Annotated in this window: 16 protein-coding genes and 1 tRNA gene; 8 read left to right on the top strand and 9 right to left on the bottom strand. The window is 67.6% G+C overall.

The features are described from left to right. Nucleotides 1-37: 37 nt before the first annotated feature. Complete coding sequence (gene purH / locus B7Y43_RS00400; protein ID WP_374129632.1) at nt 38-1,609, top strand: bifunctional phosphoribosylaminoimidazolecarboxamide formyltransferase/inosine monophosphate cyclohydrolase; 1,572 nt, start codon at nt 38-40, stop codon at nt 1,607-1,609. 6 nt (nt 1,610-1,615) lie between these two features. Here the strand turns inward: purH and B7Y43_RS00395 are convergent, their stop codons facing one another. Both B7Y43_RS00395 and B7Y43_RS00390 read right to left on the bottom strand, forming a co-directional pair. Further along, on the bottom strand, nt 1,616-2,302 hold the full coding sequence (locus tag B7Y43_RS00395; RefSeq protein ID WP_374129631.1) for an RlmE family RNA methyltransferase: 687 nt from the start codon (nt 2,300-2,302) through the stop codon (nt 1,616-1,618). Then, nucleotides 2,299-3,357 (bottom strand): Ppx/GppA phosphatase family protein, encoded by a 1,059-nt coding sequence (locus B7Y43_RS00390; RefSeq protein WP_374129630.1) that lies wholly within the window; start codon nt 3,355-3,357, stop codon nt 2,299-2,301. Before B7Y43_RS00390 ends, B7Y43_RS00395 begins: the two co-directional genes overlap by 4 nt. 140 nt (nt 3,358-3,497) lie before the next feature. Here B7Y43_RS00390 and B7Y43_RS00385 point away from each other — a divergent pair. Beyond that, nucleotides 3,498-3,571: transfer RNA gene (locus B7Y43_RS00385), tRNA-Gln, on the top strand. Nucleotides 3,572-3,604: 33 nt separating this feature from the next. Further along, nucleotides 3,605-4,240, top strand: coding sequence for a YoaK family protein (locus B7Y43_RS00380; RefSeq protein ID WP_374129629.1), 636 nt, complete (start codon nt 3,605-3,607; stop codon nt 4,238-4,240). On the opposite strand, the gene B7Y43_RS00375 is transcribed toward B7Y43_RS00380, so the two are convergent. The 5 genes from B7Y43_RS00375 to B7Y43_RS00355 are packed head-to-tail and all read right to left on the bottom strand — an operon-like array spanning nt 4,175 to nt 8,387. Then, on the bottom strand, nt 4,175-4,576 hold the full coding sequence (locus B7Y43_RS00375; RefSeq protein ID WP_374129628.1) for a cytochrome C nitrite reductase: 402 nt from the start codon (nt 4,574-4,576) through the stop codon (nt 4,175-4,177). The two genes, B7Y43_RS00380 and B7Y43_RS00375, sit on opposite strands and share 66 nt — an antisense overlap. Continuing rightward, the gene (locus B7Y43_RS00370; RefSeq protein WP_374129627.1) at nt 4,573-5,787 is read right to left on the bottom strand and encodes a molybdopterin-dependent oxidoreductase; all 1,215 of its coding nucleotides are present in this window, start codon (nt 5,785-5,787) and stop codon (nt 4,573-4,575) included. Before B7Y43_RS00370 ends, B7Y43_RS00375 begins: the two co-directional genes overlap by 4 nt. Next, nucleotides 5,780-6,388 (bottom strand): NADPH-dependent FMN reductase, encoded by a 609-nt coding sequence (locus B7Y43_RS00365; RefSeq protein ID WP_374129626.1) that lies wholly within the window; start codon nt 6,386-6,388, stop codon nt 5,780-5,782. Before B7Y43_RS00365 ends, B7Y43_RS00370 begins: the two co-directional genes overlap by 8 nt. 8 nt (nt 6,389-6,396) lie before the next feature. Beyond that, nucleotides 6,397-7,482: an LLM class flavin-dependent oxidoreductase gene (locus tag B7Y43_RS00360; RefSeq protein ID WP_374129625.1), complete on the bottom strand. Its 1,086-nt coding sequence runs from the start codon at nt 7,480-7,482 to the stop codon at nt 6,397-6,399. After that, complete coding sequence (locus tag B7Y43_RS00355) at nt 7,479-8,387, bottom strand: aldo/keto reductase family oxidoreductase (RefSeq protein WP_374129624.1); 909 nt, start codon at nt 8,385-8,387, stop codon at nt 7,479-7,481. Before B7Y43_RS00355 ends, B7Y43_RS00360 begins: the two co-directional genes overlap by 4 nt. A 26-nt stretch (nt 8,388-8,413) precedes the next feature. On the opposite strand from B7Y43_RS00355, the gene B7Y43_RS00350 reads away from it, so the two are divergent. Both B7Y43_RS00350 and B7Y43_RS00345 read left to right on the top strand, forming a co-directional pair. Further along, nucleotides 8,414-9,502 (top strand): Gfo/Idh/MocA family protein, encoded by a 1,089-nt coding sequence (locus B7Y43_RS00350; RefSeq protein WP_374129623.1) that lies wholly within the window; start codon nt 8,414-8,416, stop codon nt 9,500-9,502. Between the two features lie 97 nt (nt 9,503-9,599). Then, on the top strand, nt 9,600-11,999 hold the full coding sequence (locus B7Y43_RS00345; protein WP_374129622.1) for a TonB-dependent receptor: 2,400 nt from the start codon (nt 9,600-9,602) through the stop codon (nt 11,997-11,999). 70 nt (nt 12,000-12,069) lie between these two features. Here B7Y43_RS00345 and B7Y43_RS00340 read toward each other — a convergent pair whose 3' ends face one another. Beyond that, complete coding sequence (locus B7Y43_RS00340) at nt 12,070-13,323, bottom strand: MFS transporter (RefSeq protein WP_374129790.1); 1,254 nt, start codon at nt 13,321-13,323, stop codon at nt 12,070-12,072. Nucleotides 13,324-13,414: 91 nt separating this feature from the next. Here B7Y43_RS00340 and B7Y43_RS00335 point away from each other — a divergent pair, with 91 nt between their 5' ends. Then, complete coding sequence (locus B7Y43_RS00335) at nt 13,415-14,473, top strand: YeiH family protein (RefSeq protein WP_374129621.1); 1,059 nt, start codon at nt 13,415-13,417, stop codon at nt 14,471-14,473. A 109-nt stretch (nt 14,474-14,582) separates the two neighbouring features. Beyond that, nucleotides 14,583-16,151 carry a cryptochrome/photolyase family protein gene (locus B7Y43_RS00330; protein WP_374129620.1) on the top strand — a complete coding sequence of 523 codons (1,569 nt, stop codon included), beginning with the start codon at nt 14,583-14,585 and terminating at the stop codon, nt 16,149-16,151. 133 nt (nt 16,152-16,284) lie between these two features. Here the strand turns inward: B7Y43_RS00330 and B7Y43_RS00325 are convergent, their stop codons facing one another. Then, the gene (locus B7Y43_RS00325; RefSeq protein WP_374129619.1) at nt 16,285-17,289 is read right to left on the bottom strand and encodes a LacI family DNA-binding transcriptional regulator; all 1,005 of its coding nucleotides are present in this window, start codon (nt 17,287-17,289) and stop codon (nt 16,285-16,287) included. Between the two features lie 152 nt (nt 17,290-17,441). Here B7Y43_RS00325 and B7Y43_RS00320 point away from each other — a divergent pair, with 152 nt between their 5' ends. Next, nucleotides 17,442-19,667, top strand: coding sequence for a transglycosylase domain-containing protein (locus B7Y43_RS00320; RefSeq protein ID WP_374129618.1), 2,226 nt, complete (start codon nt 17,442-17,444; stop codon nt 19,665-19,667). Nucleotides 19,668-19,680 lie beyond the last annotated feature (13 nt).

Here is a 19,680-nt window from a genome sequence, read left to right as displayed (position 1 = left end):
CGGCACAGGAGCGGCCTTTCCCGCTTCGGAGACCGAGATGACGACCGTCAAGATCACGCGCGCGCTGCTGTCGGTGTCCGACAAGACCGGCATCGTCGACCTCGGCCGCGGGCTCGCGGCGCAGGGCGTCGAGCTGGTGTCGACCGGCGGCACCGCCAGGGCGCTGCGCGATGCGGGGCTCGCGGTCCGCGATATCAGCGACCTCACCGGCTTTCCCGAGATGATGGACGGCCGCGTCAAGACGCTCCATCCCAAGGTGCATGGCGGCCTGCTCGCGGTCCGCGACGATCCGGCGCATGTCGCGGCGATGGCCGAACATGATATCGGCGCGATCGATCTGGTCGTCGTCAATCTCTATCCGTTTCTCGAAACGGTGATGAAGGGGGCGGAACGCCCCGAGATCATCGAGAACATCGATATCGGCGGCCCTTCGATGGTGCGATCGGCAGCAAAGAACCACGCCTTCGTCGCGATCGTCACCGATCCGGCCGATTATCCCCTCGTCGCCGGCGGCGCGACGACGCTCGAGGATCGTCAGCGGCTCGCCGCCAAGGCGTTCGCGGCGACCGCGACCTATGATGCGATGATCGCGAGCTGGTTCGGCTTCGCCGATCAGGGGCAGCAATTCCCGGCCACGCTGCCGTTCGTGCTCGAGCGCCCGGTGGCGCTTCGCTATGGCGAGAACCCGCACCAGCAGGCGGCATTTTATCACCATGCCGGCCCCGGCGTTCGCGGCATCGGCCAGGCGCGCCAGCTTCAGGGCAAGGAGCTGAGCTACAATAATTACAACGACGCCGATGCCGCGCTCGAGCTGATCAGCGAGTTCCGCGACGCCGCGCCGACCTGCGTGATCGTCAAGCATGCCAATCCCTGCGGCGTCGCCACTGCGCCGACGCTCGCGGCGGCCTATGCCGAAGCGTTCGCGTGCGACACGGTGTCGGCGTTCGGCGGGATTATCGCCGTCAACCGCCCGCTCGACGAAGCCACCGCGCGCGCGATCACCGGCATCTTCACCGAAGTCGTGATCGCCCCCGATGCCGATGCAGCGGCGATCGCGCTGTTCGCCGCCAAGAAGAATCTGCGGTTGTTGCTCACCGGCGCGCTCCCCGATCCGGCGCGCGGCGGGCTCAACGCCAAATCGATCACCGGCGGCTGGCTGGTGCAGAGGCGCGACGACGGCCGGATCACCGCCGACGCTCTTACCGTCGTGACCCGCCGCCAGCCGACCGCGCAGGAATTGCACGACTGCCTGTTCGCCTGGACGGTCGCCAAGCACGTCAAGTCCAACGCGATCGTCTATGCCAAGGACGGCGCGACGGCGGGGGTTGGTGCGGGGCAGATGAGCCGGCTCGAATCGGCGCGAATCGCGGCGTGGAAGGCGCGCGACGCCGCCGACAAGGCGGGTTGGCCGATCCCGCGCACGACCGGATCGGCGGTCGCGTCGGATGCCTTCTTTCCCTTTGCCGACGGTCTTCTGGCAGCGATCGAGGCCGGCGCGACGGCGGTGATCCAGCCCGGCGGATCGATCCGCGACGAAGAGGTGATCGCGGCGGCGGATGCCGCCGGGGTGGCGATGGTGTTTACCGGGATGCGCCACTTCCGGCACTGAGCCGCATCAGCGATTGGGGTCGGCGTCCGCAGCGCGGCCCTTGAAGCCCTGCGCGATGACATACCATTCGGACGAATCCTTGCGGCTCGCGGGCGGCTTGGCGTGTTTTACGGCGGTGAAATTGCGCTTCAGTTCGGCGACGAGATCGCTGTCGGCGCCGCCGGCGAGCACCTTGGCGACGAAGGCGCCGCCGGGCTGGAGTACGTCGCAGGCAAAGGCGGCGGCTTCCTCGACAAGGCCCATCGTCCGCAGATGATCGGTCTGCGGGTGGCCGACGGTGTTGGCGGCCATGTCCGACAGGACCAGATCGGGCGGCCCGTCGAGCGCGTCGGTGAGCAAGCCGGCAGCGCGCGGATCGGTGAAATCAAGCTGGAAGATGGTGACGCCGTCGATCGGATCGACCGGCAGCAGATCGATCCCGACGATCGCGGCGGCGGGGGTCAGCCGACGTACCACCTGGCTCCAGCCGCCGGGCGCGATGCCGAGATCGACGACGCGCCGCGCGCGCTTCAGCAGGGCGAAGCGCTCGTCGAGTTCGAGCAGTTTGTAGGCGGCGCGGCTGCGATAGCCCTCGGCCTTGGCCTTGCGGACATAGGGATCGTTGAGCTGGCGTTCGAGCCAGCGATTCGATTGCGGGGTCCGCCCGCGCGAGGTCCGCACCCGCACCCGCCCGCCCGATCCGCCGCGACTCATCGGCCGTCCTCGCGCATCAGCCGCCGCAGGATGCCCTCGCGGATGCCGCGATCGGCGACGCCGAGCCGCTCGGCGGGCCACAGATCGAGGATCGTCTCGAGAATCGCGCAGCCAGCCACCACCAGATCGGCGCGCTCATGGCCGATGCAGCGCAGTTGCGCACGTTCGTCGATCGACATGCCCGACAGATCGGCGCTGATTCGCCGCATCGCCGTCGCCGGGACGATCAGCCCGTCGACCGCCGCGCGATCATAGCGTTCAAGCCCGAGATGGACGCTCGCGAGCGTCGTCACGGTGCCGCTGGTGCCGAGCAGCCGCGGGCGGGCGACGTTCCTTGGCAGCCGTGCGGCAAAGCCGGCAAAGCTCTCCGCCACCAGCGCGCGCATCCGCGCATAGCTGGCGGCGCGATCGATCGCATCGCCGGCATGGCCGACGCTTTCGGTGAGCGAGACGACCCCCCAGGGCGCGCTGTGCCAGTCGAGCACGGTCGGCACCGGGGTGCGGGTGTCGACCAGCACCAGCTCGGTCGAGCCGCCGCCGATATCGAAGATCAGCGCGGGATCGTCGCCGGGCTCGATCAGGATATGGCAGCCGAGCACCGCCAGCCGCGCCTCCTCCTCGGCGGTGATGATGTCGAGCGCGATGCCGGTTTCGCGATAGGCGCGCTCGATGAATTCGGCACCGTTCGACGCGCGCCGGCACGCCTCGGTCGCGACCGAGCGTGACAGCAACACGTTGCGGCGGCGCAATTTATCGGCGCAGATCGCGAGCGCGGCGAGCGTGCGATCGATCGCGGCGTCGCTCAGCCGCCCGGTCGCGGCGAGCCCCTCGCCGAGCCGAACGATTCGCGAAAAGGCATCGACCACGGTGAATCCGCTCGCCGCCGGGCGGGCGATCAGCAGACGACAATTGTTGGTGCCAAGATCGAGCGCGGCGTAATGGCGCGCCTCGGGAAAGCGCGCCCGCGCGGGCTGGTTAGGTGCCGTTCGGGCCGGGCGGGTACCGGGCCGGTCCGGCATTCGGGCAGACTGATCCCCCATGCCGTCATTCACCATTATGTTTTCCGGCCCGGGGCTTATACCCCGTCCGGTGCTTGCTCCGGTGATAGCCGAGCGGGGCGCGGGCGGCAAGGTGGCCTTCCGTGATCGCCCTACGTTGACAGCGGCGCCCCCCCCGCCTATCCCGCCGCCGATATTGCCCCGTCGTCTAAAGGTAAGACTACGGACTCTGACTCCGTTAATTGAGGTTCGAATCCTCACGGGGCATCCATCGCCACATCGGCGCCACCAAAGGGGAAAAGTCGTGCATCGTTACGGCCCCCGGATTCGCCTGTTTGCGGCGGCCGCCTCGTCGGTGGCGGGCTTCGTCGACGCCGTCGGCTTCGTCGCGCTGGGCGGCTTCTTCGTTTCGTTCATGAGCGGCAACACCACCCGGCTCGGCGTCGGGCTTGCCTATCGGGGGCATGATGGGGCGATCGCGATTGCGCTGATCGCGATCTTCGTGATCGGGGTCGTGCTGGGGTCGCTGGTCGGGCACCGCGCGGGGGCGCGTCGCCAGCCGGCGGTGCTGCTGCTCGTTGCGCTGCTGCTCGCCGCGGCGGCGTTGCTCCACGGCGCGGGCTGGCACCGGCCGGGCTTCGTCGCGATGGCGCTGGCGATGGGCGCCGAAAATGCCGTGTTCGAGCGCGACGGCGAAATCCGGATCGGCCTCACCTACATGACCGGCACCCTCGTCAAGCTCGGCCAGCGGCTGGCAATGGCGCTGATGGGCGGCGACCGGTTCGGCTGGCTTCCCTATCTGGCCCAGTGGTCCGCGCTCGCCGCCGGCGCGGCGCTGGGAGCGCTTTCCTATCCGCTGCTCGGGCTCGCCGCCCTATGGCCGGCCGCGTTCGTCTGTGCCTGCCTCGCCGCGATCAGCACCCGGATCAGCGCCGACTGACGGCGCCAGCGCGGTGAGCGCTGCGATCAGGCGGGGATCGTCGGCGGGATCGATCGGCGCCTTGAACACGCCGCGCATCTTGTCGATCTCGGCCTGCCATTTGGCGGCGTCGAGTGGCGGCTGGACGGTGATCATCTCGGCCGAGTGACAGCCGGTGCAGTTCTGGGTGACGATCGCGGCGCCGGCGGGCAGCGAGGTCGCGTCGTCGGGCAGGGTGATCGATGCCGAGCGGAAGGCGAAATCGGCGGGCACCGAAAGCTTGCGCTCGGTCGGTGCGGATTGCCCGCAGCTGCCGATCAGCACGGCGAAGGGCAGGAGCAGCGCTGTCCGGGTCATGCCGCGCGCACCCGGATCGTCTCGATCGGGCTGTACATATAGCCGCCGCCGTTCCAGATCGGACCGGGCAGCTGGGTCTGGCCGTCGCTGGCGGTGCAGCGCACGCCGATGACATGCTCGCCGCGTGGCAGCGGCCCCAGGTCGAGCCGCCAGGCGCGAAAGCTGTACTTGCCCTCGTCGCGATCGAGTCGCGCCGTCTGCCAGCTGCGACCGCTGTCCCTGGTCAGCTCGACCCGGGCGACGCCGCTCGCACCGCCTAGCGCGATTCCGCGCAGCGCGAGGGGCGCGCCGGCGGCGAGCGTCGACCCGTCGCGGCGGTTCGTGATGAACGAGCGCGGCACCATCGTGCTGATCGGCACGGTGGGGAAGTCCTTGTCGCCGGGCGCCACGCTCGCGCGCGGGGTCGCCGGAATTTGATAGGCCTTGGCCATCCAGAAATTGTCGTCGGGGGCACTCAGCACCTCGATCCGGTCGAGCGCCTTGACCCAATAGGTCGAATACCAGCCCGGCACGACGAGCCGGATCGGAAAGCCGTTGAGCATCGGCAGCGCCTCGCCGTTCATCGCAAAGGCGATCATCACCTCGCCGTCGCGGGCATGATCGACCGCCAGCGACTTGGCGAACCACGGTGCGCCCTCGATCGGCGGGCGATCGAGCCCGGCAAAGCGCACCGCGCTCGCGCCCGGGGCGATCCCGGCGCGGTCGAGCACGTCCTTGAGGCGCACGCCGGTCCAGCGGGCGTTGCCCATCGCGCCGTGGCCCCATTGGCCGCCGGGAACGCGCGGCGAAAAATGGCCGCGCGAGTTGCCCGAGCACTGGTTGACCGCGGCGATCTCGACGCGCGGCAGCTTGAGCAGCTCGCCAAGCGTCAGCGCGAGCGGCTGGCGGACGGCGCCGCTGATCTTGAGCCGGAACGCGGCGACATCGACAGAAAGCGGGATATCGGCATAATGCCAGCGGACGAAGAAGCGGTCATTGGGGGTGAAGACACCGCGATCGCCGACATCGAACACCTCGAATGGGGTTTCGAGCAACGGCCCCCGGCTGCGCTGGCGCAGCATCGCGGCCTTTTCGGGAAAATTGTCGACGAGGGGAAGCCGACCGCCGCCGCCCTTGAACCCCAGATCGACCAGTTGCTGTGCCCAGAGCGGCGACGACAATGCGGCCCCGCCAAGTGCGCCAAGCGCGGCGCGGCGGCCGATGTCAGCCATTGGCGGCCACCAGCGGCGCGAAGCGCGCGACCTGACGCCCGACCAGCGCGAGCTGATCGACCACCACCGGGTCGCTTGCGCCGCCCTCGTCGTCGAACTTGGTGATCTGGGTGTTGATCGCCGCTGCAAAGGGCGTCGGCCAGCCGCGCAGGGCGTGGACGATCGAGCGCAGGGCCGCGATGGTGCTGCCAGTCGCCTGCCAACCATAGGCCGTGGCGATCAGCCCGACCGGCATGTCGGCGAGATAGGGCCGCGAATCGCCTGCCGTTTCCTCGAGCAGATCGAGCGCGTTCTTGACGACCCCCGAAATGCTGCCGTGATAACCCGGGCTGGCGATGATCAGCGCCGATGCATCGCGCATCGTTTCGACGAAATCGCGCTCATAGGGTGTCCGCTCGGTCGCCTTGGGATTGTAGAGCGGCAGCCGGGCCATGTCCTCGCCGCCGAACAGCCGGGTGCGAAAGCCCTCCCGCGCGGCGCTGTCGAGCGCGATCCGCAATGCGCGCTCGGTCGAGGCGACGCCGCCGATCGTACCGCCGATGCCGACGACGAGCGGCCCGACGGCGAGCGCTGGGGTCGGGTCGGCGGGGGCAGCGGGCATGATCATCCTCAGGTCAGGAGGGCGTGGTCGATCGTCGGCAGCACGTGCCGTGCGAACAGATCCGCCTCGGCGGCATGGGGATAGCCCGAGAGGATGAACGCCTCAATGCCCATCGACCGATAATCGTCCAGCTTGGCGCGGACCTGATCGGGATCGCCGACGATCGCGGCGCCACAGCCCGACCGCGCGCGGCCGACGCCCGTCCACAGATTGGCCTCGGCATAGCCGTCATCGCCCGCGCCGTCGCGCAAGGCTGCCTGCGCGGCGACCCCGGCCGAGTGCGAATCGAGCGATTTGGCACGGATCGCGGCGCCCTGCGCAGCGTCGAGCTTCGACAGCAGCCGGTCGGCGGCGGCGCGCGCCTCGGCCTCGGTATCGCGGACGACGACATGTGCGCGGTAGCCGAACCGCAGCGCGCGGCCATGCGCGGCGGCACGCGCCTTCATGTCGGCGATGATCGCGGCGACCGCCTCGCGCTTGTCGGGCCACATCAGATAGACGTCGCAGCCCTTGGCCGCAGCCTCGCGCGCATCGGGGGAGAGGCCGCCGAAATAGAGCTGCGGCGCCTTGCCCGAGAGCGTGCCGATCCGCGGCGGATCGAGCTTGAGCTGCCAGAATTCGCCCTGATGATCGAGCGGCTCGCCGTTGAGCAGCGTCTTCAGGATCTGCATCGCCTCGGTCGTCCGGGCATAGCGCGGCGCCGAGGCGAGCGTCTCGCCGGGCATTTCGGACGAGATGATGTTGATCTTCAGCCGGCCATTGCCGGAGTTATCTTGGCCGAGCATCCGATCGATCGTCGCGATCTGGCGCGCGAGCTGAGGCGGCCAGCTTTCGCCGACGCGCACTGCCATCAGCAGCGCCAGCCGGCGGAGCATCGGCGCGATCGCGGCGGCAAAGGCGGTGGTGTCGATGCCGAGCGCATAGCCCGACGGGAGCAGGATATTGTCGAACCCGCCGGTTTCGGCCTGCATCACGATGTCGCGGCAATGTTCCCAGCTCGATCGGAGCATCGGATCGGGGGCGCCGAGAAATTCATAGTCATCGTCGCACAGTGCCGAGAACCAGCTGATTTCGCACGGGGGCAGCGTCGTCACGGCAATTTCTCCCCGCGCGAGGCGACCAGCACGTCATACCAAAGCTGCCGCGTCCAGCGGCATTTATAGGCATCGGGGATTTCGGCGATCCGCGCGATATTCTGGGTGCCGACGATCGGGATGACGCGCGCCGGATGCGCCATGATCCAGCCATAGGCCGCTGCCGCGCGCGACACCCCGGCCTCGGTCGCGACGACGTCGAGCGCGTCACCGACGGCACGGGCGCGATCGTCGGCCGGCGCGCCGATCCTGCCGCCGCCGAGCGGCGACCAGGCGAGCACCGCGAGATCGGTTTCCATCGCCAGATCGAGCAGGCCGTTCTCGATGGGCCCGAGTTCGAGCGGGGAGAATTCGGGCTGGGTCGAGGCGAGCGGGACTGACAGGAACGCCGCCAGCGCGCGGTGCTGCGCCAGCGTATAGTTCGAGACACCGACCGCGCGAACCTTGCCCGAGGCGACCATGTCCTCGAGCGCGCGCGCCACTTCGTGGGGGTGGGCGAGGATGTCGGGGCGGTGGATCTGGTAGAGATCGACCGTCTCGACCGCCATCCGCCGCAGCGACGCTTCGAGCGCTGCGGTCAGGTAGCCAGCGCTCGAATCATAGGGTACCGGCGGGGTGATCCCGCCCTTGGTCGCCAGCACCATCCGGCCGCGCAGCTGCGGTGCCTCGGCCAGGATCTGGCCCAACAGACTCTCGGCATCGCCGAACCCGCCGAACCCGTCGAACCCGTAGATATCGGCGGTATCGAACAGCGTCACGCCGGCATCGAACACTGCCTCGATCAGCGCGCGCCCCCCCGCGACTCCGGCGTGACCAAAGCGCCACATGCCCCAGGCAATCGGGGAGACCAAAATTCCGCTCTTGCCCAAGGGCCGCGATTCGGGTGTATAAGTGATTTCAGACATCGCTGTCATATATAGAGGCGGGACGCGTGGGAGAGCAAGTACGATATGGTCTGGTTGGCACCGGGATGATGGGTGTCGAGCATATCAACAATCTCGCGATCACCCCCGGTGCGGTGGTGACCGCGATCGCCGATCCGACGCAAAGCTCGCTCGGCTGGGCCAAAACGGCGCTCAAGGATTGCACCGAAGGGGTCACCGCGTTCGACGACGCAGCGGCGCTGGCGGCATCCGGCCTGTGCGACGCGGTGATTGTCGCGAGCCCCAATTACACGCACCGCGAGGTGCTCGTCCCGCTGTTCGACGCCGGGCTGCACATTCTGTGCGAAAAGCCGCTGGCGACGACGATCGACGATGCCCGCTGGATCGCCGACCGCGCGCGCCAAAGCGACAAGGTGTTCTGGACCGCGATGGAATATCGCTACATGCCCCCTGCCGCCGAATTCATCGCCGACATCCATGCCGGCACGATCGGGCGGTTGCAGATGCTGTCGATCCGCGAGCATCGCTTCCCGTTCCTCGTCAAGGTCGGCGACTGGAACCGTTTCAGCCGCAATACCGGCGGGACGATGGTCGAGAAATGCTGCCATTTCTTCGATCTGATGCGGCTGATCACCCGGAGCGAAGCGGTGCGCGTCTATTGCTCGGGCGCGATGGACGTCAATCATCTCGACAAAGACTATGGCGGTGCGCGTCCCGACATCATCGACAACAGCTATACCACGGTCGATTTCGCCAACGGCGTCCGGGCGATGCTCGATCTGTCGATGTTCGCCGATGGCGCCGAGAACCAGGAGGAGATCACCGCGGTCGGCGATGCCGCGCGGCTCGACGTGTTCATTCCAGAGGGCGCGATCGTCCATTCGCCCCGGGTCGGTTTCAGAAACCCCAAACGGCCGAGCCGCCGCGTGATCGAGGTCGATGCGGCCGCGCTCGAGGCGGGCAGCCATCACGGATCGACCTTTTACGAGCATCAGCGCTTCAACGCCGCCGTTCGCGGCGCGGGCCCGGTCGAGGTGACCGCGCACGACGGCTTGATGGCGGTGGCGATCGGCGCGGCGGCCGAACTGAGCGCGCGCGAGAAGCGGGTGGTGACGATGGCCGAACTCGGCATCTGACCCCCGCGCATAAAAACTATCGACCGCAGAAGCACGCTTGAGCGTGCCACCGTCGGCTCGAATGTCTACCAGATTGATAGGATTAGGAGGAGGGATCATGACGAAGCATATCTTGATGACGGGCGCGGCAACGCTGGCGCTGATGATGGCCGCCCCGGCGATCGCCCAGAACGCGCCGACCCCCGCCGCCCCGGCGGCCGAGCCCGAGGCGAAGGAGCCCGGCGACATCATCGTCACCGCGCAGAAGCGCAGCGAGCGGCTGCAGGACGTGCCGGTCGCGGTCACCGTCGTGTCGGGCGATCTGCTCGGCAGCCAGGGCAAGGCCAGCCTCGAGGGCGCGCAATATCTGGTGCCGACGCTCAATTTCCTCAAATCGGGGACCACGCTCAACCAGTCGCTGTTCCTGCGCGGGGTCGGCACCGCGACCTTCTCGATCGCCGGCGAGCCCTCGGTCTCGACTGTGGTCGACGGCGTCGTCTACAGCCGCGCCGGCGAGGCGTTCAGCGAACTCGTCGACATCGACCAGCTCGAGGTGCTGCGCGGGCCGCAGGGCACCTTGTTCGGCAAGAACGCGTCGGCGGGCGTGATCAACATCACCTCGAAACGCCCGACGCGCGACTTCGGCGGCTATGCCGAACTCGGCTATTTCACCGACAACGAATATCGCGCGCGCGCCGCGATCAACGTGCCGCTCGGGGAGAATGTGCGTTCGCGCGTCACGGGATTCTATTCGAGCTACGACGGCAACATCCGCAACGTCACGCTCAACCGCCAGGTCAATGGCTGGGAACATTATGGCGCACGGCTCCAGGTCGAGGCCGATCCCACGCCCGATCTCGCATTGTCGTTCATCGCCGATTATCACCGCAACAAGGACAGTTGCTGCGCCGAGATCATCGCGACGCCGCCGATCAACGGCGCGACCGGGCTGCCGACGACCAATTTGTCGACCAGCGTGCTGCCGACCCCGCTCGGCGCCGCCACCCGCCAGGTCGTGCAAAACCTCGTCACCGCCACCGACGAGACCGGCTATGGCTTTTCGCTCCAGGCCGATGTCACGCTCGGCGGCCATACGCTGACCTCGATCACCGCCTATCGCAACTGGAAGAACACCGAGATCCGCGACGGCGACTGGCTGCCGCAATCCTATATCGGCTTCAACCAGCTCCATGATTTCGGGCCGCAGACGGGCGACACCTTCAGCCAGGAATTCCGGCTCGCCTCGCCCACCAAACAATTGATCACCTATGTCGTCGGCGCTTATTATTCGCGGGCCGCGTCCGAGCGCATCTTCACGCGCAACATCGAACGCTGCGCCTCGGCGGTGACCCCGGCGCCGACCGTCCTGACGCCGTGCACCAGTCCGCTCGCGGCGCCCCGCACCTTCCCGACCGGTACCGCCGATTTCGGCTCGGTCTTCGAAAACCTCGCCTTTTTCGGGCAGGGGGCGATCAACTTCACCGATCATTTCCGCTTCATCGGCGGCATCCGCTACACGCACGACAATCTCAGCGTGTTTCATTCGCGCGTGTCGCGCAATCTCGACACCGTCGGCGGGGTGCCGGTCGGCACGGCGGGGGTGAACCCCAATTTCGATCAGGGCGTCTTCGATTCGCCCGGTCTCAACGGCGTCGTTACCGCGTCGAACGGGGTGCCGTGGCGCGCGCGGACCAGCAGCGACAACATCTCGGGCAAGGCGGGGCTGCAGTTCGACGTCACCCGCAACACCACGGTCTACGGCACCTATTCGCGCGGCTACAAGGGCCCGGCGTACAACGTGTTCTACAACCTGTCGAAAAACGGCACCAACGTGATCGCGCCCGAAACCTCGAACGCGTACGAGATCGGCCTCAAGAACACGCTGCTCGACGGTCGGATGACGCTCAACATCGCCGGCTATTATGCGCAATATGACAATTTCCAGGCGAACAATCCCGATCTCGTCGCCGGAGTCGTCGTGACGCGCTTCACCAATGCCGGTCGGGTCTCGACGCGTGGGGTCGAGATCGACGCGAGCTACCGCCCGGTCGCCGATCTCAATATCGGGGGCGGGATCGCCTATACCGACGCGCATGTCGACCAGTTCAACGTCGCCCCCGGCGCGCCGGCGACGGCGATCGTGCCGCCCAACACGCCGCTCGGCTTTGCGCCGCTGTGGAAGGGCAATGTCAACATCGACTATCGCTACCGCTCGGGCGGGCCGATCGACGTCTTCGGCGGGCTGCAGGCGTCGTATCAGAGCTCGCAGCTGTCGCTGTTCACCCCGGATGCGGTCCAGCGCCGGCTCGGTACGATCCCGGCCTACGGCCTCGTCAATCTCAACATCGGCATCGCCGATCCCAAGGATCGGTACCGGCTGACCTTCCAGGTCCGCAATCTCGGCAACCAGAGCTTTGCCGCAGCGATCGCCAATGGTGGTCCCGGCGGCGCCTATCGCTACCAGATCCCGCGCGACGCCGATCGCTATTACGGGATCACCGGGCGCATCAACTTCTGATCGTTGCCCCCATGGCGATCAGTGGCCCGGCGGGAGCGATCCCGCCGGGCCTTTTTTGTGGCCGGTGCGATCAGTGCGCCATCGCCAGCCCGGCGCCGCGCTCGTCTTCGTCGACCGGCACGATCACTGGCACGAGCAGCTGGATGCACAGCAACGCGAGCAGATAGCTGCCCGAGCAGATCGCCAGCAACGGGCCATAGCCCCAGCCCTGCGACAGCGAATAGGCCGCGAGCTGGATCAGCAGGATCGACCACATATTGCCGCAGAAAGCGGCCATCCCGACTGCCGAGCCGACCACCCGCGCCGGAAACACATCGGTCGCAAAGCCGAACAAATTGGTCGAAAAGCCCTGATGCGCGAACAGCCCGAGCCCGAGCAGCAACGCCGCGCTCCACGGGCTCGACACCAGCAACACCAGGCTGACCGGCAGGATGAGTACCGCATAGAGCAGCAGGGTCGTCTTGCGCGCGCGGTTGACGCTCCACCCCATCGCCATCAGCCGCGTCGGCAGCCAGCCGCCGGTGAGCGCGCCCAATGCCGCGAAGACATAGACGAGCGCGACCGGCAGGCCGACGGTCCCCTGCGGCAGCCCGAACAGCCGGTGAAAGAGATCGGGCAGCCAGCTGAGCATGAAGAACCAGACCTGGTCCGACAGCACTTTGGCGAGTGCGAGCGCCAGCGTCTTGCGGTCGCGCAGCAGCGTCGTCCAGGCAATCGGTGCGGGCTGCTCGCCAGTGACCGCGACGGGTTTGACGCGGATCGCGAACCACATCGCCACCCAGACGAGCCCCAGCCCGCCCGCGACGAGAAATGCAGCGCGCCAGCCGAACGCGACGGCCAGCGCGGGGATCGCCAACGGCGTGACGATCGCGCCGATATTGGGGGCGGTGTTGCCCACGCCGAGCGCGATCGAGCGCTCCTGCTGGGTGAAATAGGTCGATGCCGATTTGACCGCCGCCGGGGTGCCGATCGATTCGGCGGCGCCGAGCACGACTCGCGCCGCGACGAAGCCGACCACGCCGGTGGCAATGGCATGGGCCATGCCGGCGAGGCTCCACACCGCGACGCCGATCGCAAAGCCAAGCCGGAGGCCGACCCGGTCGATGAACCAGCCGGTACCCAGAAAGGCGAGCGCGGCCGAGAACTGGAACGCCGAGACCATGTTGGCATAGTCCTGGTCCGACCAGTGATATTCGGCCTCGAGCGTGGGTTTGAGCAGCGCGAGGATCTGGCGATCGACATAGTTGAGCATGATCGCGAAAAACACCATCGCAACGATCACCCAGCGCGTCGCACCTTTTCCCGCGCCGCCATTGCCCGTCATCATTCGCTCTCCCCGACCCGTTTCAGATAACGTTGTCATATAGCCGATCGTTCGGCTAGTCCTTTGCGGCAAACGCGATACAAGGCGGGGCATGGCGACGACGCAAGCAAAACCGGAAAAGCGGCCTTTGCCGATGGCGGCAGACCTCTACGGCGATATCGAACCCTCGCCCCCATCGAGTTGGCGCGGCCTTTTGCCGGGGCTCGCGGTGGTCGCGGCGGGAACGGCCTCGGCGGGGTTCATTTCGGATCACTATGGCGCGCCGCTGACGCTGATGGCGCTGCTGATCGGGCTCGCGCTCAATTTCCTGAGCGCCGACGCGCGGCTGCACGACGGGCTAGCCTTTGCCTCACGCTCGCTGCTGCGCTGGGGGATCGTGCTCGTCGGGGTGCGCGTCACCTTCGGGCAGATCATGGCGCTGGGACCGGTCGCGCTGCTCTGCGTGGTGGCGATCGTCGCGCTGGTGATCGGCGTCGGCGTTCTCGCGGCGCGGCGCTTCGGCTTCGATAGTGCGTTCGGCGTGCTCGCCGGCGGCGCGGTCGCGATCTGCGGCGCCTCGGCGGCGCTCGCGCTCGCCACCACACTGGGAGAGAAGCGTGCGAGCCAGGCCCAGCTGACGATCGTCCTCGTCGGCATTTCGGCGATGAGCGCCGGCGCGATGGTCACCTATCCGATTCTCGCGCATGCGATGCGGCTGACCGATCTCAAGGCGGGCTTCATGCTCGGCGCCTCGATTCACGATGTCGCGCAGACCCTCGGCGCGGGCTACGCCTTTTCGCCGGGCGCGGGCGATATCGCCGCGATCGTCAAGCTCACCCGGGTCGCGTTGCTCGCGCCCGCGCTCGCGGTGGTGGCGCTGTTCTTCCCGCTCGATGGCGGACGCTCGAAGGGGCCGGGCGTGCCGTGGTTCGTGATCGGCTTTTTCGTCGTCGCGGGGGTGCATTCGCTCGGCGGGATTCCGGCGATCGTCGCGAGTGCCTCCGAAAAGCTCGCCACCGCCGCGCTCGCCGCCGCCGTCACGGCGACCGCGATCCGGTCCCCGATGCGGCAATTGCTCGAGGCGGGGCCGAAGCCGCTGCTGGTGATCGGGGTGGCGACGCTGGCGGCGCTGGGGCTGGCGGGGCTGGCGGCGGTGGTGCTGATCGGCTAGCCCGGTGGTCTGGCGAAGGATCGGCGCGGCGAGCGTCGCTGGCAAATGATGTACGCGTCATCGCGCGCTCGCCAGCGCTGCCGCACAGCAATGCCGGGCGACCGATGACATGACGATTCTCATCCCGATCCTTGGCGACCAGCTTTCGCACGGCCTCGCCTCCCTCCGCGATATCGCGCCCACCGACGCGGTCGTCCTGATGATGGAGGTAGCCGAAGAGACGGTCTATGTCCGTCATCACAAGCGCAAGATCACCCTCGTCCTGTCGGCCATGCGGCATTTCGCCGAGGAGCTGCGCGCTGCGGGTTGGTCGGTGGACTATGTCGCGCTCGACGATCCCGCCAATAGCGGCAGCTTCACCGGCGAGATCGCAAGCGCCGTCGCGCGCCACCGCCCGACGGCCATCCGCATCGTCGAGCCCGGCGAATGGCGGGTGAAAATGATGGTCGATTCATGGGCCGAGCAGTTCGGCCTGCAGGTCGAAATCCTTGCCGACGACCGGTTCCTCTGCGGTATCCTCGAATTCCAGACCTGGGCGCAGGCGCGCGAGACGCTGGTCATGGAATATTTCTACCGCGAGATGCGGCGCAAGACCGGCCTGCTGATGACCGCCGATGGCAAGCCCGAGGGGGGCGCCTGGAATCTCGACAAGCAAAACCGCGCCCCGCCGAAGCAAGGCCTCAACTATCCCGCGCCGCTGCACGTCGATCCCGATGCCATCACCGCGTCGGTGATGGCGCTGGTGGCTGAGCGTTTTGCCGACCATTTCGGTCGGCTCGAAGGATTTGGACTGCCGGTCACCGCGGCAGCGGCGCAGCTGGCACTCGATCACTTCGTGCGCAGCGCGCTGCCCGATTTCGGCACCTACCAGGATGCCATGGTGACCGGCCAGGACTGGCTGTTCCACAGCTGGCTGAGCCCGGCGCTCAATCTTGGCCTGTTGACGCCGCTCGACGTCGCCACTGCGGCCGCGCAAGCCTATGCGCGAGGTGACGCGCCGCTCAATGCGGTAGAGGGGTTCATTCGCCAGATCATCGGCTGGCGCGAATATGTTCGGGGCTATTATTGGCTGGAAATGCCCGAAGTCGCGGCCGCCAACGCGCTCGGCGCCGATCGGCCGCTGCCCGATTTCTACTGGACCGGCGCGACCGAGATGCGCTGTCTGGCGGAAGCCGTGCGGAACACGCGCGACCACGGCTATGCCCACCATATCCAGCGGCTGATGGTGCTGGGCAATTTCGCCATGCTGGCGGGGGTCCGCCCCCAGGACGTCGCGGACTGGTTCCTCGCCGTCTATGTCGATGCCTATGAATGGGTCGAACTGCCCAATGTGATCGGCATGAGCCAGCACGCCGATGGCGGTCGGCTGGCGACCAAGCCCTATGCCGGCGGCGGGGCGTACATCAACCGAATGTCCGATCATTGCCGCACGTGCCGCTATGACGTGCGCCAGAAGACCGGCGCCGATGCCTGTCCGTTCAACGCGCTCTATTGGGATTTTCTGGCGCGCCACGAAGCCGCATTTCGCAAGAACCGGCGGATGGCCAATATGTACGGCAGCTGGGACCGGATGACGCCCGCCCAGCGTGACGGATACCGGGCAAGCGCGGCCGCGTTTCTTGCCACGCTTGTCCCTGCCGCACCCGGTTGGGCGCGACAAGGTTTCGCCCAACCCTAACCCAGAAGTCGATGAGCTTACCTTGATCCGATCGGTTCGAAGTTCGGGAACATGCCATAATCGTCGTGCAGCGTGTCTCGACTTCGCTCGACACGAACGGATGGGGGTTGATCCAGCCAAAAGTCATCCTGCTTTAGCGTCGCGCCACCCCCGTCGACTCCCTGACGACCAGTTCGTGCGCGATCTCGCGCCGCTCGGGCGCGCCCCCCGCCTCGCTCAGCAACAGATCGGCTGCGGCATGCGCCATTTCGCGCGTGGGTTGGCGGATCGTGGTAAGCGGAGGCCAGACGTAGCGCGCGAGCGCGGTGTCGTCGAAGCCGGCGACCGAGAGATCGCTCGGCACGCTGCGCCCCAGCCGGTGCGCCACGGTGAGCACACCGGCGGCCATATCATCGCTCGCGGCGAAGATCGCGGTTGGCGGGGCGGGCAGTGCCAGCAGTACCTCGGCCTCGCGCGCGCCCGACGCGAAATCATAATTGCCGCTGCGAATGAGATGCGTGTCGATCGCGATGCCGGCGGCGCGCAATGCATCGAGATACCCCTCGGTCCGCTGCGCGCTGGTCGCAAAGCCAGGATCGCCGGCGATGAAGCCGATCCGCCGGTGGCCGAGCCCGAGCAAATGGCGCGTCATCGTCGCTGCAGCCGCGCGATTGTCGATGAAGGTCGACGGCGACAGATCAACCTGCATTCCCGGCGACACGCGCACGAAGGGCACCCCGCGCCGCGCGAGCAGCTCGAGCACGGCAGGGTGATCGGTGACCGGCGGGGTCAGGATCAGCCCGTCGATTTGGGTCGCCTCAACGAGGCTCTCGATCTCGTCGAGCAGCCGATCCGAGCCGCGATCATAGGGCTGGGCGATCATCCGCACGCCCGCCGCCTCGCAGCGATCGCGGATGCCCGATTGCATCTCATAGACATAATAGGGCGAGGGATTGTCGCAGATCAGCGCGATCTGGAACGACCGCCGACCGGCGAGCGAGCGCGCGGCGACATTGGGGCGAAAATTGAGCCGCGCGACCACCTCGGCGACTTTCGCACGGGTAGCGGCCCCGACATATTTCTCGTTGTTGAGCACGCGCGAGACGGTCTTGATCGACACGCCGGCCTCGCGCGAGACGTCCTTGATGGTAACCCGCAAGCCGATGCCCCTGTTTCGTGCGCCCGCCGGAACTGCTACGTCGATGTGCATGACCAGCGCGCGCGCGTCCACTGCCCAAATCGTCCGGCATTGCCTTTGCTGTATTGTTGAGATAATACAGTGGCTGGATTCCTGTCGGGCGGATCGAAGCTATGCGTTCAGGACCGTTTGATCGGCGCCCCGGCGGATTTGCGCCGCGCGAGGCCGACGATCCGCTCGAACTGACCGGGGGCTTGCCACCCCCCGATGGCCATCGGCGGCGGTACCCCGATGAAGCGGACGCCGACCAGCGTGGCTGGTACCACGGGGCCCGTGATCGTGACGATGACGCCTGGGACGACGAAGACCCGCCCGCGCCCGGCCCATATTCGAGCAATTTGCCGGTCGCGTGGCGCCCGAGCCGCTGGCGCTGGGTGGTGCGCGGACTTGCGGCGGTGGTGATGCTCGTGATGATCGCGATCGGCTGGCTGATCTTCACCGCGCCGCTGTCGAAATCGCTCGAACCGCTGACCCCGCCGAGTATCACCCTGCTCGCCGCCGATGGCACGCCGATCGCCCGGCGCGGCGCGACGATCGGCAAGCCGGTCGATGCAGCGACGCTGCCGCCGCACGTGACTCAGGCGTTTCTGGCGATCGAGGACCGGCGCTTCTTCAGCCATTGGGGGGTCGATCCGTGGGGAATCACCCGGGCGATGCTTCACAATCTGGCCGCCGGCGGGCTGCGCGAGGGCGGCAGCACGATCACCCAGCAACTCGCCAAGAACGCCTTTCTCGATTCGGATCGCACCGCCGGACGCAAATTGCGCGAGGCGCTGATCGCCTTCTGGCTCGAAGCCTGGCTGACCAAGAACGAGATCTTGTCGCGCTATCTGTCGAACGTCTATTTCGGCGACAATGTTTATGGCCTGAGCGCCGCTGCGAAACATTATTTCAGCACCACCCCCGATCGGCTGAGCATCGGCCAGGCGGCGATGCTCGCAGGGCTCGTCAAGGCGCCGTCGCGGCTGGCGCCGACCGGCAATCTTTCCGGCGCGCGGGCGCGCCAGGCGGTGGTGGTCGGGGCGATGGTGCGCGGCGGATTCCTCTCCAAGGCCGAGGCCGCCGATGTCTCGCCCGCGCGGCTGCGCCCCGATCGCGTAAGGCAGCTGCCCGATGGCACCTATTTCGCCGATTGGGTGCTGCCCGCCGCGCGCGACCAGGCCGGCGCGATCAGCACCGAGACACGGGTGACGACGACGCTCGACGCCCGGCTCCAGCGCGCCGCCGAACGCGCGGTGCGCCGCGCCGGCCTGAAGAAAGCACAGGTCGCGCTGGTCGCGATGCGCCCCGATGGTCGGATCGTCGCGATGGTCGGCGGTAAATCCTATGCCGACAGCCCGTTCAACCGGGCGACCCAGGCGCGCCGCCAGCCCGGATCGGCGTTCAAGCTGTTCGTCTATCTCGCCGCGCTGCGCAGCGGACTGACGCCCGACTCGATCGTCGACGATTCGCCGGTGACGGTCGGTAACTGGTCGCCCCGCAACAGCGACGGGCGTTATCGGGGCGCGATCACGCTGCGTGAGGCGTTCGCGCGATCGAGCAATGTCGCCGCGGCGCGGTTGACCCAGAAGGTCGGCGTCAGGAACGTCATTCGCGCGGCGCGCGATCTCGGGATCTCGACCGATCTGCCCAATGAAGCGACGATCGCGCTCGGTACCGCGAGCAGTTCGCTGCTCGAGCTGACCGCCGCTTATGCCGCGATCGCCGCCGATCGCTATCCGGTCCGCCCGCATGGCCTGACCGCCGAGCGCGAGCGCGGCTGGATCGAGGCGCTCGGCGATCGCGATCATCCGTTCGGCGAGCGCATCCATGACGAAATGCTCGACCTGCTCGCCGCGTCGGTCGAGACGGGGACCGGGCGGCAGGCGGCGCTGTCGATCGACAGCTATGGCAAGACGGGCACCAGCCAGGACAATCGCGATGCGCTGTTCATGGGATTTGCCGAGGATCTGGTCGTGGGGGTGTGGGTGGGCAATGACGATAATTCGCCCAATCCGGGGTTGTCGGGGGGCGGCATCCCGGCGCGAATCTGGCGCGATTTCATGGGCAGCGCGCTCGGCGTCGGGGCGGCGGTGCGCGCGCCGGCGGTCGATCCCGACGCGATCGATCAGCCGGAGGGCGTCGCGCCTGACGATCCCGGCGATGTCGGCGATTCGGGTGATCCGGGCGATACCGGCAGGGGCGACAATGGCGGGATCGGCATCGAAGGGTCACTCAGCGGTTTCGGCCTCGATCTCAAGCTCGGGCGCGACGGCACGCTTTCGGTCAATCGCGTCCCGCGCGAGCCGGGGCCGCCGCCGCCCGAGCCGCGCGACCGCCCGCCGCGCCCACCACAATGACCGTGCGCGCGGC

The organism is Sphingomonas sp. 28-62-20, assembly GCF_002281505.1.
Note: the sequence above shows the minus strand (reverse complement) of the source record. Positions and strands in the feature narration are given on the sequence as shown.

Bases quoted from the DNA above. Each gene is read 5' to 3' on its own strand.
- B7Y43_RS00375 (WP_374129628.1), bottom strand. From the start codon at position 4,576: ATGACCCGGACAGCGCTGCTCCTGCCCTTCGCCGTGCTGATCGGCAGC.
- B7Y43_RS00395 (WP_374129631.1), bottom strand. From the start codon at position 2,302: ATGAGTCGCGGCGGATCGGGCGGGCGGGTGCGGGTGCGGACCTCGCGC.
- B7Y43_RS00320 (WP_374129618.1), top strand. From the start codon at position 17,442: ATGCGTTCAGGACCGTTTGATCGGCGCCCCGGCGGATTTGCGCCGCGC.
- B7Y43_RS00370 (WP_374129627.1), bottom strand. From the start codon at position 5,787: ATGGCTGACATCGGCCGCCGCGCCGCGCTTGGCGCACTTGGCGGGGCC.
- B7Y43_RS00365 (WP_374129626.1), bottom strand. From the start codon at position 6,388: ATGCCCGCTGCCCCCGCCGACCCGACCCCAGCGCTCGCCGTCGGGCCG.
- B7Y43_RS00355 (WP_374129624.1), bottom strand. From the start codon at position 8,387: ATGTCTGAAATCACTTATACACCCGAATCGCGGCCCTTGGGCAAGAGC.
- B7Y43_RS00390 (WP_374129630.1), bottom strand. From the start codon at position 3,357: ATGGTGAATGACGGCATGGGGGATCAGTCTGCCCGAATGCCGGACCGG.
- purH (WP_374129632.1), top strand. From the start codon at position 38: ATGACGACCGTCAAGATCACGCGCGCGCTGCTGTCGGTGTCCGACAAG.
- B7Y43_RS00330 (WP_374129620.1), top strand. From the start codon at position 14,583: ATGACGATTCTCATCCCGATCCTTGGCGACCAGCTTTCGCACGGCCTC.
- B7Y43_RS00335 (WP_374129621.1), top strand. From the start codon at position 13,415: ATGGCGACGACGCAAGCAAAACCGGAAAAGCGGCCTTTGCCGATGGCG.
- B7Y43_RS00340 (WP_374129790.1), bottom strand. From the start codon at position 13,323: ATGACGGGCAATGGCGGCGCGGGAAAAGGTGCGACGCGCTGGGTGATC.
- B7Y43_RS00345 (WP_374129622.1), top strand. From the start codon at position 9,600: ATGACGAAGCATATCTTGATGACGGGCGCGGCAACGCTGGCGCTGATG.